Consider the following 14201-nt stretch of genomic DNA (forward strand, 5'->3'; position numbering starts at 1 on the left):
CCGAATTGATTAGCGACCAAACAGATCACGTTTTTTCGCTTTAAACGGCTGGGAAATCACCACCAGCACAGCGACAATCAGGTAAGCGATAAAAATACCGAGCAACCACTGTGGCATTTCCAGACCTAAAAATTCCCACTGACGCTCGGCACAATCGCCAGAGGCGACAAACACTTGTGGCACCCATTTATCCAGCGGCAGCCAGTCCGGGAAGCGAACCATAAAATCACAGGTCGCAAACGGTGAGGGATAGAGTTGAAGCATAGTGTGTTCGTAAGTTAACTGTACACCGCGGAACGCACTGTATAACCAGATAATCATTGCTACATAACGTAGCGGAGTTTTCGGGGCGATGGCGCCAATGAGTGCAGCGCCCAGAACGCCAAATAACGCACAACGTTCATAAATACAGAGCACGCAAGGTTTTAGTAACATCACATGCTGGAACCACAGCGCCGTCAGTTCCAGTGCCAGAGCGGTTAACGCCATTAACAACCACGCCCCCCGGCCTTGTGAACATTGGTTCAAAAATCGCAACATAATAATTTCCCTGCAATATGCATCGAATGCGCAGTTTAAACCAATTCATTCGTTGCGCCACCAGGAGGGAGCAAAAATAGGATGTAATTGAACAATTATCGGGCGAAAAGGCAAACCGGGCATAAATATGCCCGGTAAGTTGTTATCAAAGCGTTGCTATCCACCCCATTTGCATAAACCATTCGGTTACAGGGGCAAGAGTAAACTCGACGCAGAGCAGTCCGACGAGAGTCAGTACGAGGGTATAAGGCAGGGCCATCCACACCATGCGACCATAAGAGAGACGAATCAATGGCGCGAGTGCGGAGGTCAGCAGGAACAAGAATGCTGCCTGGCCGTTCGGCGTGGCGACGGAGGGCAGGTTGGTCCCGGTGTTAATAGCGACCGCCAGCAGCTCGTATTGCTTCAGGGTGATAACGCCACTCTCCATAGCTGCCTTCGCTTCGTTGATATAAATCGTCCCCACGAAGACGTTATCCGAAATGGATGACAGCAGGCCGTTGAAAATATAGAACAGTGACAACTGGGCGTGTTCCGATGCCTGTAGGACAAAATGAATAATTGGCGAGAACAATTGCTGGTCGATAATCACCGCAACTACCGAGAAAAAGACCGTCAACAATGCGGTAAACGGAAGTGATTCGGTGAAGGCTTTGCCGATAGCGTGTTCATCAGTCACACCGGTCAGTGATGTCGCCAGAATGATCACAGACAAACCAATTAAGCCAACTTCTGCCAGATGTAGTGCCAGCGCGATAACCAGCCAGACGCCGATGGCGGCCTGGACAATCAGGCGAACTTTATCCTGGCGGGTACGCTGTTGGCGGCTTTGATCGTCAAACTGCTGCAGCACTTCGCGGACTTTCTCCGGCAGTGTTTCACCGTAGCCAAACCAACGCATTTTTTCCACCAGCAGGCAGGTTAACATGCCGCCGATCAGGACCGGAACGGTTACCGGCGACATGCGCAGAAAGAAATCGCCAAAATGCCAGCCAGCGGCTTTGGCGATAATCAGGTTTTGCGGTTCGCCTACCATAGTCATCACGCCGCCTAATGCGGTACCGACGCCCGCGTGCATCATCAGGCTACGTAGAAAAGCACGGAACTGCTCCAGCACCACCTTGTAATGTTTGTCGATATGGCTGTCGTCTTGCAGGTCGGTATCTTCCGTGCGGGAAGAGGCTACGCGGTGATAAATACCATAAAAACCGACAGCGACGCTGATCACCACCGCCACGACGGTTAAGGCATCAAGGAACGCGGAGAGAAATGCTGCCGCAATGCAAAAAGAGAGCGACAACAGCATTTTGGAGCGAATGCTTAACAGCAAGCGGGTAAAAATGAACAGCAATAGCTGTTTCATAAAATAGATCCCCGCAACCATAAACATCAGTAGCAGCAAAACCTCAAGGTTTGCAGCCACCTCTTCCCGAACATGTCCTGCGCTGGTCATGCCAATAAATACGGCTTCGATAGCCAACAGACCACCTGGCAGTAGCGGATAGCACTTCAGGGCCATTGCCAGCGTGAAAATAAATTCCGCTACCAGCAGCCAGCCAGCAACAAAAGGACTGATGAGAAAAATGAGCGGGTTAATAATTAAAAAAATGATGAGGGCAAGTTTGTACCAGTCGGGTGACTGGCCTAAAAAATTGCGCCATAACGCGCGGCCCCAGGAGATTTCCATGATGGTTTCCCTTACCTTAGTAATAATCAATGATGTTTTTATGTTTAAGCGCAAAGCTTAACGGTCGGGCAGGAGTGAGGCAAGTATTGATGATCAAGGAGAAAGAGATGCAGAAAATGAAGCCTTGATCCCTTTTTTCTTCTTTTTGTCTGCTATCAGCGTGATTAGCCCTCTGGTATGATGAGTGCAACTTTGTTTTGCTGTGTTATGGAAATCTCACTATGGTCATTAAGGCGCAAAGCCCGGCGGGTTTCGCGGAAGAGTACATTATTGAAAGTATCTGGAATAACCGCTTCCCTCCCGGGACTATTTTGCCCGCAGAACGTGAACTTTCAGAATTAATTGGCGTAACGCGTACTACGTTACGCGAAGTGTTGCAGCGCCTGGCGCGAGACGGCTGGCTGACTATTCAACACGGCAAACCGACGAAGGTGAATAATTTCTGGGAAACCTCCGGGTTGAATATTCTTGAGACGCTGGCGCGACTGGATCACGAAAGTGTGCCGCAACTCATCGATAATTTGCTGTCGGTGCGTACCAATATTTCAACCATTTTTATTCGCACCGCGTTTCGTCAGCATCCTGATAAAGCGCAAGAAGTGTTGGCAACCGCCAATGAAGTGGCCGATCACGCCGACGCCTTTGCTGATCTGGATTACAACATTTTCCGCGGTCTGGCGTTTGCTTCCGGTAACCCAATTTACGGTCTGATCATTAACGGGATGAAAGGGCTGTATACGCGAATTGGTCGTCACTATTTCGCTAATCCGGAGGCGCGCAGTCTGGCACTGGGCTTCTATCACAAGCTATCGGCATTGTGCACTGAAGGCGCGCATGATCAGGTTTACGAAACAGTGCGCCGCTATGGGCATGAGAGTGGCGAGATATGGCACCGGATGCAGAAAAATCTGCCAGGTGATTTAGCCATTCAGGGGCGATAATCCCTTCCGTTTAAAAAGCAAACCCCTCAAACGAGGGGTTTTTTGTTGTTTTTACAGATTACCCATTCTCGGCGGGCAACGTTCCAGCAACTCGACGCTGCCGTCTTCGTTTTGCTGTTCGAGCATCACATCAAATCCCCACAGGCGATGCACATGCTTCAGCACCTCTTTACGCCCCCGGTCCAGCGGAGCGCGGTTATGCGGAATGTAGCGCAGCGTCAGTGAACGGTCGCCGCGTAAATCCACGTTCCAGATCTGAATATTCGGCTCCAGATTACTTAAGTTATATTGCGACGATAACCGGTTACGGATCTCCCGATAACCTTCTTCATTATGAATAGCGGAAATCTCCAGATAATTATGGCGATCGTCATCCAGCACGGTGAAGAAGCGGAAATCACGCATCACTTTCGGTGACAGGAACTGGCTAATAAAACTCTCATCTTTGAAATCACGCATCGCAAAATGCAATGTTTCCAGCCAGTCAGAACCGGCGATATCCGGGAACCAGTATTTGTCTTCTTCCGTTGGCGACTGACAAATTCGTTTAATATCCTGGAACATGGCGAAACCAAGCGCATACGGATTTATTCCGCTGTACCACGGGCTGTTATAGGGCGGCTGGAAAACCACATTGGTGTGGCTGTGCAAAAACTCCAGCATAAAGCGTTCGGTCACTTTTCCTTCATCGTACAGATGGTTAAGGATGGTATAGTGCCAGAAGGTCGCCCAGCCTTCATTCATCACCTGGGTCTGTTTTTGCGGATAAAAATACTGGCTCACCTTTCGCACGATGCGCAGGATTTCACGCTGCCATGATTCCAGCAGTGGGGCATTTTTCTCCATAAAATAAAGCAGGTTTTCTTGCGGCTCGGAAGGATAGCGGCGCGCTTCGGCGACTGTTTTCTCTTCTTCGCGCTTCGGCAGGGTACGCCACAGCATGTTGACCTGACTTTGCAGATACTCCTCGCGGCTTTTCTGCCGGGCTTTCTCCTCCTGGAGAGAGATTTTTTGCGGACGTTTGTAACGGTCTACACCGTAGTTCATCAGGGCATGACAGGAGTCCAGCAGCTTTTCTACTTCATCAACGCCATAACGCTCTTCGCACTCGGTAATATATTTACGGGCAAAAATCAGGTAATCGACAATGGAGCTGGCGTCGGTCCAGCTGCGAAACAGGTAATTGTTTTTGAAGAAAGAGTTGTGACCATAGCAGGCGTGTGCCATCACCAGCGCCTGCATGGTAATGGTGTTCTCTTCCATCAGGTAAGCGATGCACGGGTTAGAGTTAATGACAATTTCATAGGCCAGCCCTTGCTGACCGTGCTTATACAGACGTTCGGTTTCGATAAACTTTTTACCGAATGACCAGTGCGGATAGTTAATCGGCATGCCGACGCTGGAGTAGGCATCCATCATCTGTTCCGAAGTGATCACTTCAATCTGGTGCGGGTAGGTATCCAGCCGATAGAGTTTCGCCACCCGGTCTATCTCTGCAAGGTAAACATCCAGCAGGTCGAACGTCCAGTCGGGTCCATCGCTCAAACGTGTGGTGTCCTTATTCATAGAATCGATCGTCGCCATACGCGCACCTCATTGTTGTCGGCGCTCTCTGTGTGGAGCTCCTCATTTCAAGCATAGAACACCTGTTAAAAACCGCGTCGCCGGAGAATTTTTTTCTTTGCGATTTCTTATTATCGGAGTGCCAATAATTAGCTTCTCAACGGAATTTTCTGCTGGATAAAAAGCACGTTCAGCAGGAGATGCCAAAGACAGCATATTCCCGCTGTGTCAGGGAGATGTGAGCTGGCTCACCATAAAAAACCCATATGTTGAATAATATTTTCAACTGAGTTATCAAGATGTAATTAGATTATTATTCTTTTACTGTATCTACCGTTATCGGAGTGGCTATGCGAGTTGTCATACTGGGAAGTGGTGTGGTAGGCGTTGCCAGCGCCTGGTATCTGAATCAGGCAGGACATGAGGTCACCGTCATTGATCGGGAACCGGGGGCGGCTCTTGAAACCAGCGCAGCGAATGCCGGGCAAATCTCCCCCGGCTATGCCGCGCCGTGGGCAGCACCAGGCGTGCCTTTAAAAGCGATTAAATGGATGTTTCAGCGCCATGCGCCGCTGGCCGTTCGTCTCGACGGTACGCAGTTCCAGTTGAAATGGATGTGGCAAATGTTACGTAACTGCGACACCAGCCACTATATGGAAAATAAAGGGCGGATGGTGCGCCTGGCGGAATACAGCCGTGATTGCCTGAAAGCATTACGCGCAGAGACAAATATCCAGTATGAAGGTCGGCAGGGCGGGACGCTGCAACTGTTCCGTACCGAACAACAGTATGAAAATGCCACTCGCGATATCGCCGTACTGGAAGATGCTGGTGTGCCGTACAAATTACTGGAATCCAGCCGCCTGGCGGAGGTGGAGCCCGCGCTGGCAGAAGTGGCGCACAAACTGACTGGCGGTCTGCAGTTACCCAATGACGAAACCGGAGACTGCCAGCTGTTTACCCAGAATCTGGCGCGGATGGCGGAGCAGGCAGGGGTTAAATTCCGCTTTAATACGCCAGTTGATCAGCTGCTTTGTGACGGCGAACAAATCTATGGCGTGAAGTGTGGTGATGAAGTGATTAAGGCCGATGCGTATGTGATGGCGTTTGGTTCTTACTCGACGGCGATGCTTAAAGGCATTGTTGATATTCCTGTATATCCGCTGAAGGGGTATTCCCTGACCATTCCGATAGCGCAGGAAGATGGCGCGCCGGTATCCACCATTCTGGATGAAACCTACAAAATCGCCATTACCCGTTTCGATAACCGCATCCGCGTTGGCGGAATGGCGGAAATTGTTGGCTTTAACACTGAACTGTTACAGCCGCGTCGTGAAACGCTGGAAATGGTCGTTCGCGATCTCTATCCGCGCGGTGGTCATGTCGAGCAGGCTACTTTCTGGACCGGTCTGCGCCCGATGACGCCAGACGGCACGCCGATTGTTGGTCGTTCACGCTTTAAAAATCTGTGGCTGAATACCGGTCACGGTACGCTCGGCTGGACGATGGCTTGCGGTTCCGGTCAGCTGTTAAGCGATCTGCTCTCGGGGCGCACGCCCGCTATCCCGTATGAGGATTTAAGCGTAGCGCGCTACAGCCGTGGATTTACGCCATCACGCCCGGGCCATTTACATGGCGCGCACAGCTAAGGAATCGAGATGACCAGACCGATACAGGCCAGCCTCGATCTACAGGCATTAAAACAGAATCTGAACATTGTCCGCCAGGCCGCGCCGCATGCGCGCGTCTGGTCGGTGGTAAAAGCGAACGCGTATGGGCATGGTATTGAACGTATCTGGAGTGCGCTCGGGGCGACTGATGGCTTTGCCTTACTTAATCTGGAAGAGGCCATTACCCTACGTGAGCGCGGCTGGAAAGGGCCGATCCTCATGTTGGAAGGTTTTTTCCACGCCCAGGATCTGGAGATTTATGACCAGTATCGCCTGACTACCTGCGTTCACAGTAACTGGCAGCTCAAAGCGTTGCAAAACGCGCGACTAAAAGCACCACTGGATATTTATCTTAAAGTGAACAGTGGAATGAATCGGCTGGGCTTCCTGCCCGATCGCGTGTCCACCGTCTGGCAGCAACTGCGGGCGATGGCGAATGTTGGCGAAATGACCCTGATGTCGCATTTTGCCGAGGCCGAGCATCCTGATGGGATTACCGAGGCGATGGCGCGTGTTGACCAGGCGGCGGAAGGGCTTGAGTGTCGACGCTCGTTGTCTAACTCGGCGGCGACGCTGTGGCATCCGGAAGCGCATTTTGACTGGGTGCGTCCGGGGATTGTTTTGTATGGTGCATCGCCGTCCGGTCAGTGGCGCGATATCGCCAATACCGGATTACGTCCGGTAATGACGTTAAGCAGCGAGATTATTGGTATCCAGACGCTAAAAGCGGGAGATCGTGTGGGCTATGGCGGTCGCTATACCGCGCGCGATGAACAGCGAATTGGCATTGTTGCCGCCGGATACGCTGACGGTTATCCGCGTCATGCGCCAACCGGTACGCCGGTTTTAGTCGACGGCGTACGCACCATGACGGTAGGGACTGTCTCGATGGATATGCTGGCGGTCGATTTAACGCCTTGCCCGCAGGCGGGTATTGGTACACCGGTTGAGCTGTGGGGCAGAGAGATCAAAATTGATGATGTCGCCGCCGCTGCCGGAACCGTTGGCTATGAGTTGATGTGCGCGCTGGCGTTACGTGTGCCTGTTGTGACGGTGTAACTTGTTGTAGCCGGATGCGACCAGCGTCGTATCCGGCGATACAAGACGGATCAAACTTAAGATTCGGCTTCTTCCTCCGCTACCCGAACGCCAATCTTCAGCACTTCATTATCTTCTTTCTCGGCCACCGTCCAGATCATCCCGGCAAACTCCACCTGATCACCGACAACCGGAGCCGCGCCTAACAATTGCTGGACAATTTCCCCCAGCGTTTGCTGTTTATCGCGATACTCCCGACCGTCTTCCAGACCATATATCAGCGCCACATCGGCATATTTGGCACTGGCTTCAAGAATGAAGTCACCAAAGAAGCGTTGATCCAGCGCGACTGGCGGTGACTGGCTGAACAGTTTACCGAGCGCCGGGAGATCGCGTTCCCGACCAATCACGCACAAGACGTCGCCTTCACGCAGTCGGGTGCTGCCAGTGGGATGAAGCAATTGGTTATCACGAAATAGTGCCGCAATACGCGTCTCTTTTGGCATATGCAGATCGCGCAGCGCCGCGCCCACGCACCATTTATCGGCACTCAACTGATAAACAAACTGTTCCCACGGGTTTTCCGGATGAATATCAAGGCCAACGCGTGATACCGGGCGTCCGACGGGCGGAACCACCACTTTGGCTTTTTTCGCCGCCCACGAGAGCGACGTTCCCTGTAACAACAGCGAAACCAGAACCACGAAGAAGGCGACATTAAAGAACAGCCGTGCATTCTCCAGGCCCGCCATCATCGGGAACACCGCCAGGATAATTGGCACCGCGCCGCGCAGCCCGACCCAACTGATAAATACGCGCTCGCGCAAATTGAAGCCACGGAACGGCAGCAATCCGGCAAATACCGAAAGGGGACGAGCGAAGAAAATCATCCATGCGGACAAAATGAGCGCTGGAATGGCAATAGACAGTAAGTCGCTTGGGTTAACCAACAGCCCAAGCACCAGGAACATGGCGATCTGCGCCAGCCAGGCGAGGCCGTCGAAATTCTGCAGAATGCCGTAGCGGTTGCGAATAGGGCGATTACCCAGCAGAAAACCGCACAGATACACCGCCAGAATACCGCTACCTTCCAGCGCAGTGGTTAATGAGAAAATCAGAATACCGCCGCTTAATGCCAGCAATGGATATAATCCGGCGGGCAGGGCGATGCGGTTGATCATTTGCAGCAGTAAATAACCGCCACCAAGACCTATTACAATGCCCAGACCAAATTGTTGCAGAATATCGACAATGAACATCCAGCTAATATTGCTCTCATGATGCTGGATCATCGCAATCAGGGTAATGGTCAGAAAGACCGCCATTGGATCATTACTGCCGGATTCAATTTCCAGCGTCGAGCCAACACGTTCGTTAAGCCCCTTGCCGCCAAGCAGAGAAAATACCGCAGCGGCATCCGTGGAACCGACAATGGCGCCGATTAATAAGCCTTCAATCAAATTGAGATTAAACAGCCACGCCGCCATCATGCCGGTTAAACCAGAAGTAATCAGCACGCCCACCGTCGCCAGTGACAGCGCCGGACCTAACGCCACGCGAAATGAACTGGCCTGGGTACGCATCCCGCCGTCGAGCAAAATAATCGCCAGCGCGAGGTTACTTACCATGTAAGCAAAAGGATAATTATCAAACGGGATGCCGCCGACGCCATCAACCCCCGCCAGCATGCCGATCGCCAGAAAAATAACCAGAATGGGAATGCCAAGACGGGAAGAAAATGAACTAAGTAAAATACTGCTGGTGACAAGGATGGATCCTAAGATGAAAAGGCTAATTATTGTTGTGGCATCCAACGGTCGGTTACTCCTGATTACGCTGTCTCTTATATAAACCCTACCATATTAGCGGCAGAAACAGCGTTTTACTTAGCCCTGAAACGTGATTTTTTTACACTTTAAGAACAGGATGACCACTAATCGTCAACTGTGTGCCTTCCTGGGTGTGATTAAGGATGGCATGTGCGCCCAACGGCAGCGTAACTGTGCGTTGTTCATGACCAAAATCGAGGCCAGTTATGAGTGGAATAGACAGGCGGGAACGCAAGAACGCGTACACCGACTCCAGGTTGTAACCCGCGTCATAATTATTGGGCGTGCTACCACTGAAGCTACCGAGGATAATCGCCTTCTGACGCGGTAAAATTCCGGCATGATAGAGCTGTAACAGCATACGTTCGACGCGGAAAGGGTGCTCGTTAATATCTTCCAGCACCAGAATACCGTTCTCAATTTGCGGCATCCACGGCGTACCAATCAGCGAAATCAGCATCGCGAGATTGCCTCCCCACAACGTGCCTTCGGTCCGACACGTCGGGCCTTCCCCTTGCCATTCAATGGTGAATGTTTCATTGCGTAATGCCAGCCAGAAATGGTGCTCGGTAAAGGCGTTCAGCTCTTCCGCGCCAAAATTCGCCACCAGCATCGGGCCGCTAAAGGTGATGACATTACCCTGGGTCAGCAGTCCACACTGGATGGCTGTGAAATCGCTATGCCCGCAGATCAGCAACGGATTATGTTGTTGGCGAGCAACCAGCGCCTGCCAGTCAATATCCGCCAGTAAGCGGCTGGCGCCGTAACCGCCGCGAACCGCCAGTACGATAGTGTTGGGTGATGTCAGCCCTGCAAGGGAATTAATATCCGCCAGACGCTCCGTTTCCGTACCTGCAAACCGCTCACAGCGACGGGCAATGACCTCTACGTTATTGACCTGATGACCCGCATCCATCAGGCGTTGAATACCGCGCTGCGCGGCGTGCTGATTAATGCAGTAACCCGACGGGGCGATTAAGTGAAACTGAGACATGGCAATTCCTTGCTGACAACAGAAACGAATTGTATATCATGCCGCTTAGGTGTGCCGTTGTCACCTCAACGGCGATTCCAGGCTATAAGGATAGATGAAGTGAAATTGAGATGGTTTGCCTTTTTGATTGTGTTATTAGCGGGTTGTTCATCAAAACATGACTATACGAATCCTCCGTGGAACGCGAAAGTTCCGGTACAACGTGCAATGAAGTGGATGCCAATAAGTCAGAAAGCCGGTGCTGCCTGGGGTGTCGATCCACAATTGATCACGGCGATTATCGCTATCGAGTCGGGCGGTAACCCGAACGCGGTGAGTAAATCGAATGCCATTGGTTTGATGCAGTTAAAAGCCTCCACGTCCGGACGCGATGTTTATCGCCGTATGGGCTGGAGTGGTGAGCCGACGACCAGTGAGCTGAAAAATCCAGAGCGTAATATCTCAATGGGGGCAGCTTACCTGAATATTCTGGAAACCGGCCCGCTGGCAGGTATTGAAGATCCGAAAGTACTGCAATATGCGCTGGTAGTGTCATACGCTAACGGGGCAGGCGCACTGCTACGGACTTTCTCCTCAGATCGGAAAAAGGCGATCAGCAAAATCAACGATCTGGACGCTGACGAGTTCCTCGATCACGTCGCGAGAAATCACCCCGCGCCGCAGGCTCCACGCTATATCTATAAACTCGAGCAGGCTCTGGACGCAATGTAACTCAGTCGCGTACTTTGTCCGCTTTCTCACGGGCTTCCCGCTCCAGTGAGAAAATAATTCGCTGTAATTGCCGCTCCACCGTCGGGCTGACGTTAAGAAAACGAAAGCTCAGACGGGGAGTGGAGACGGTTTCATTTTTACCATCAATCAATTTACGCTCGCTGATCGTCAGTAACTGGGCATCAAAGTGAAAAATGCCCCATTGTCCCATGTTGACTTCAATCTGTGCGAAGCGCATGCCTTCTTGCAATCCGGCAGGCTTTGCCGTTTCCAGTAATGCGCCCATGCCGCCTAACGACAAATCATACAGGCGAAAACGTAACGTGCTGTTATCCGCCAGTTTGGTCTGGCAAAAATAAGGCGGATGGAGCGGGGCGGAGATGCGGAAATATCTGCGTCGCTGCACAAACCATAGCGCGGGAGGTGGTGCGGTAATAAAGGCCGGAAGCTGCAGGTATTCACTTTGCTGTAATTGTTCAACACTAAACTCGACTTTCGCACCCTGAGTTTCGGCGGTTATGGTAATGTGCTGCGCCTTAAGCACTGCATTGTTGTCTTCTGCTTGACTGCCGTAATCCAGCACCAGTTTATCCGGGGTTATTGCCAGTATTTTGCTGATCAATTGACCGTCACTCCAACTGATACGCAAGGGAATTGCGGCTTTATGCAAATCGCGTAAAACGCCCAACACTGCTAAAGGATTTTGTTTCAGGAACTGCTCATGGTAGTGACTCACGCGGAAAAACTCCTGACCGACAAACTGTCTTTGGTTTATCGGTAGCGATTAACAAAACTTTATACAAATGAGAATTTTTTTTACATATTGGCTGCAAATCAACCGCCAGACGCCCAACATCAAACTTACCCTTGCCTATACTTAGAGCGTTGACGTAAGCATTTCTTGCGTCCTGTTCATAGAAACGAGGGCCTGAACATGGGAATTATTGCCTGGATTATTTTTGGCCTGATAGCCGGCATTATCGCCAAGCTAATCATGCCGGGGCGTGATGGTGGTGGATTTTTCCTGACCTGTATTCTCGGGATAGTCGGTGCGGTGGTCGGCGGCTGGCTGGCGACCATGTTTGGCATTGGCGGCTCCATCAGCGGTTTTAATCTGCACAGCTTCCTGGTGGCGGTAGTGGGAGCTATTCTCGTTCTGGGCGTATTCCGCCTCCTGCGAAGAGAATAAGATTTTCATAAGGCGGATAGCGATACAGATGCCGCTATCCGCTTTCACATCAGAACGTATACTCGACACCTGCCCAGAAATTGCGACCTTCTTCAATAAACCCTTCACTGTAGGCATATTGGGTATCAAACAGGTTATTGACCGACGCATTGACGCTGAAGCCATGACCTAAGGCGTAATCGGCTCGAATGTGGGTCACCGCAAAACCGGCGGCTTTTTGTGAACCGTCACTGTTGCTGTAGCTGGAGGAACGCGCCTCTTCCGACAGTGTTACGCTTAACGGCTCCCACGGTTTGAGAGTCATCCATGCGGTCATTGTCTGCGTTGGCAGATCGGTTATCTTGCCGATGTCTTTGCGTTTAGCGTCAGCGTGGATCAGGGCGTAGCTCAACCCTACATCCAGTATATTGCTGATTTTCCCCTTAATACCGGCGTCCAGACCGCTGTAATCCACCGTGCCGCTGTTCTGGTTTTGAATGGTATCGGCATCGATATTGTGCGAGAGGATGGCATCACTCACCCGATTATAGTAAACGCTGACCTCAAATCCCCAGTCGCGCGTGAAGGCACCATTCCAGGTTAAATCTACCCCGCGCGCGCGTTCCGGTTTGAGCTGCGGGTTAACAATCGCTATCTGGTTATACGCTGGTTTGGACGTGGTATAGCGTTCTTTCAGCGTCGGAAAGCGTGTGCGGTCATAGTACGAAAGCGCCAGCGTGTCTTCATTGGCAAAGTGGTATTTCCCCATCACCTGCCAGTTAAAAGCTGACTGATTGTTGTCGTCATAATGGGTGATGCTGCCATCGTTCTCATGTTTTTTCGCTTCTACGCTATCGCGCCAGTCATAGCTGATTCCAGCCACGACATCGACATTATCGGCGGCAGCCCATTGATATTCACTGGCGAGCGACCAGGTGCGATCTTCATAGCGATCGTAAGCGGCGTGCGGCGCACCTTTTTCCCGGTGTACGTCATCTTTCCAGTTAACGGCAAACGACAGCAGATCGTTTTCACGCACATCGGCTGCCAGTTGTAACCCGGCACCGTCGCTGTAATCGGAATAATGGCTGTAGCTGCCTTTTTTATTTTTCAAATCAGCCAGCGAGTTGTACATCATTAGCGTATTTTCAAAGGTGTCGCGATACAGCCGACTTTTCAAAGTAAAACGCTCGTTTAGCTGGGTCGTTCCCTGATAGTAAAAACTTTCTTTATCATACTCCGGCCACTGCCAGTAGCGTGATTTCTGACCACTGTTTCCGCTGTATGGCGGGTTATCTTTTTCACCATCCTGCTTAATGTAAGTCAGTGTGTATTCATCGTTTTCACGCGGTGTAAAACCGAGCTTCACAATGCCGCGTTTATCATCAGCCGATGAGTTAATCATCTTGCCGTGTTTGCCTGCAATATCGTTATTTACACCATGCGGCAGGCCGAGAAAATCCTGCTTTAGCTGGCTACCGCTGACTTGCAAATACCCCAGATCGCTGCTGGCGGCAAATGAAGCATGCATATCGTAGGCATTGTCCTGGCTACGGCTCCATCCCTGGCGATATCCCAGATTTGCTTCCAGAGGTTTCGTTGGCTTCTGGGTGGTGATATTAATGGCACCGCCCATCTGATTAGGCCCCTGAAGCAGCGACGAATACCCTTTGGAAACTTCGACCGCGCCCAGATTGTTGGTCAGAATCCGCGCCAGATCGAGGTTGCCGTCATAGGGAACATAAATCGGCACGCCGTCGAAATAGACCGGTACCTGACGGCTATCAAAACCACGAACTTTGACCTGTTCTTCGTTGCGGCTGCCTGACTTTTGCAGCACTACGCCAGGGACGACGCTTAATGCCTGAGCGACATTCTGCTTATCCAGGGCCTTCATGGTGGGGTGATCGAGAACGGTGGTCGTCGTCGATGATACCGGACTGGACCATACGGTCAGCGTGTCGCTCTCCTGAGCCGCTACGGCCTGCTGGGTAAAGGCAAGTGATAGTGCTGTGCAGAGATAACGTTTTTTGAGTCTCATAGAATAAATTCCGTTTAAC

The 14201-nt window shown here is 51.4% G+C and carries 12 protein-coding genes; 5 read left to right on the plus strand and 7 right to left on the minus strand.

All coding sequences use genetic code 11. The annotated features are described in order from the left end of the window. Positions 1-9: 9 nt before the first annotated feature. A complete protein-coding gene (gene dsbB / locus D9734_RS04405; protein ID WP_130205621.1) occupies positions 10-540 on the minus strand; it encodes a disulfide bond formation protein DsbB in 531 nt (176 codons plus the stop codon). 145 nt (positions 541-685) lie between these two features. After that, positions 686-2227: a Na(+)/H(+) antiporter NhaB gene (gene nhaB / locus D9734_RS04410; RefSeq protein ID WP_130205623.1), complete on the minus strand. Its 1542-nt coding sequence runs from the start codon at positions 2225-2227 to the stop codon at positions 686-688. A 221-nt stretch (positions 2228-2448) separates the two neighbouring features. On the opposite strand from nhaB, the gene fadR reads away from it, so the two are divergent. Then, positions 2449-3168: a fatty acid metabolism transcriptional regulator FadR gene (fadR, locus tag D9734_RS04415; RefSeq protein WP_130205625.1), complete on the plus strand. Its 720-nt coding sequence runs from the start codon at positions 2449-2451 to the stop codon at positions 3166-3168. Positions 3169-3219: 51 nt separating this feature from the next. Here fadR and D9734_RS04420 read toward each other — a convergent pair whose 3' ends face one another. Continuing rightward, positions 3220-4752, minus strand: coding sequence for a SpoVR family protein (locus tag D9734_RS04420; protein WP_130205627.1), 1533 nt, complete (start codon positions 4750-4752; stop codon positions 3220-3222). 329 nt (positions 4753-5081) lie between these two features. Between D9734_RS04420 and dadA the strand changes: the two genes are divergently transcribed. After that, positions 5082-6380, plus strand: a complete 1299-nt coding sequence (gene dadA, locus D9734_RS04425) for a D-amino acid dehydrogenase (RefSeq protein WP_130205629.1) — start codon at positions 5082-5084, stop codon at positions 6378-6380. A 9-nt stretch (positions 6381-6389) separates the two neighbouring features. Then, positions 6390-7460 carry a catabolic alanine racemase DadX gene (dadX, locus tag D9734_RS04430; RefSeq protein WP_130205631.1) on the plus strand — a complete coding sequence of 357 codons (1071 nt, stop codon included), beginning with the start codon at positions 6390-6392 and terminating at the stop codon, positions 7458-7460. A 56-nt stretch (positions 7461-7516) separates the two neighbouring features. On the opposite strand, the gene D9734_RS04435 is transcribed toward dadX, so the two are convergent. Both D9734_RS04435 and ldcA read right to left on the minus strand, forming a co-directional pair. Continuing rightward, entirely contained in the window at positions 7517-9253 is a 1737-nt protein-coding gene (locus D9734_RS04435) for a potassium/proton antiporter (RefSeq protein WP_130205633.1), read from the minus strand. A 94-nt stretch (positions 9254-9347) separates the two neighbouring features. Continuing rightward, on the minus strand, positions 9348-10262 hold the full coding sequence (gene ldcA / locus D9734_RS04440; RefSeq protein ID WP_130205635.1) for a muramoyltetrapeptide carboxypeptidase: 915 nt from the start codon (positions 10260-10262) through the stop codon (positions 9348-9350). A 99-nt stretch (positions 10263-10361) separates the two neighbouring features. Here ldcA and emtA point away from each other — a divergent pair, with 99 nt between their 5' ends. After that, a complete protein-coding gene (emtA, locus tag D9734_RS04445) occupies positions 10362-10973 on the plus strand; it encodes a membrane-bound lytic murein transglycosylase EmtA (protein ID WP_130205637.1) in 612 nt (203 codons plus the stop codon). A gap of 1 nt (position 10974) precedes the next feature. Here the strand turns inward: emtA and D9734_RS04450 are convergent, their stop codons facing one another. Beyond that, on the minus strand, positions 10975-11709 hold the full coding sequence (locus D9734_RS04450; protein ID WP_130205639.1) for a flagellar brake protein: 735 nt from the start codon (positions 11707-11709) through the stop codon (positions 10975-10977). A 198-nt stretch (positions 11710-11907) separates the two neighbouring features. Between D9734_RS04450 and D9734_RS04455 the strand changes: the two genes are divergently transcribed. Next, positions 11908-12162, plus strand: a complete 255-nt coding sequence (locus D9734_RS04455) for a GlsB/YeaQ/YmgE family stress response membrane protein (RefSeq protein ID WP_000511315.1) — start codon at positions 11908-11910, stop codon at positions 12160-12162. 49 nt (positions 12163-12211) lie between these two features. Here the strand turns inward: D9734_RS04455 and D9734_RS04460 are convergent, their stop codons facing one another. Beyond that, positions 12212-14182 (minus strand): TonB-dependent receptor, encoded by a 1971-nt coding sequence (locus D9734_RS04460; protein ID WP_130205641.1) that lies wholly within the window; start codon positions 14180-14182, stop codon positions 12212-12214. Positions 14183-14201: the final 19 nt, after the last annotated feature.

It is taken from the genome of Escherichia sp. E14S1, from assembly GCF_004211995.1.
Taxonomy (GTDB): domain Bacteria; phylum Pseudomonadota; class Gammaproteobacteria; order Enterobacterales; family Enterobacteriaceae; genus Escherichia.

Bases quoted from the DNA above. Each gene is read 5' to 3' on its own strand.
- D9734_RS04460 (WP_130205641.1), bottom strand. From the start codon at position 14,182: ATGAGACTCAAAAAACGTTATCTCTGCACAGCACTATCACTTGCCTTT.
- dadX (WP_130205631.1), top strand. From the start codon at position 6,390: ATGACCAGACCGATACAGGCCAGCCTCGATCTACAGGCATTAAAACAG.
- D9734_RS04420 (WP_130205627.1), bottom strand. From the start codon at position 4,752: ATGGCGACGATCGATTCTATGAATAAGGACACCACACGTTTGAGCGAT.
- D9734_RS04455 (WP_000511315.1), top strand. From the start codon at position 11,908: ATGGGAATTATTGCCTGGATTATTTTTGGCCTGATAGCCGGCATTATC.
- dsbB (WP_130205621.1), bottom strand. From the start codon at position 540: ATGTTGCGATTTTTGAACCAATGTTCACAAGGCCGGGGGGCGTGGTTG.
- nhaB (WP_130205623.1), bottom strand. From the start codon at position 2,227: ATGGAAATCTCCTGGGGCCGCGCGTTATGGCGCAATTTTTTAGGCCAG.
- ldcA (WP_130205635.1), bottom strand. From the start codon at position 10,262: ATGTCTCAGTTTCACTTAATCGCCCCGTCGGGTTACTGCATTAATCAG.
- fadR (WP_130205625.1), top strand. From the start codon at position 2,449: ATGGTCATTAAGGCGCAAAGCCCGGCGGGTTTCGCGGAAGAGTACATT.
- dadA (WP_130205629.1), top strand. From the start codon at position 5,082: ATGCGAGTTGTCATACTGGGAAGTGGTGTGGTAGGCGTTGCCAGCGCC.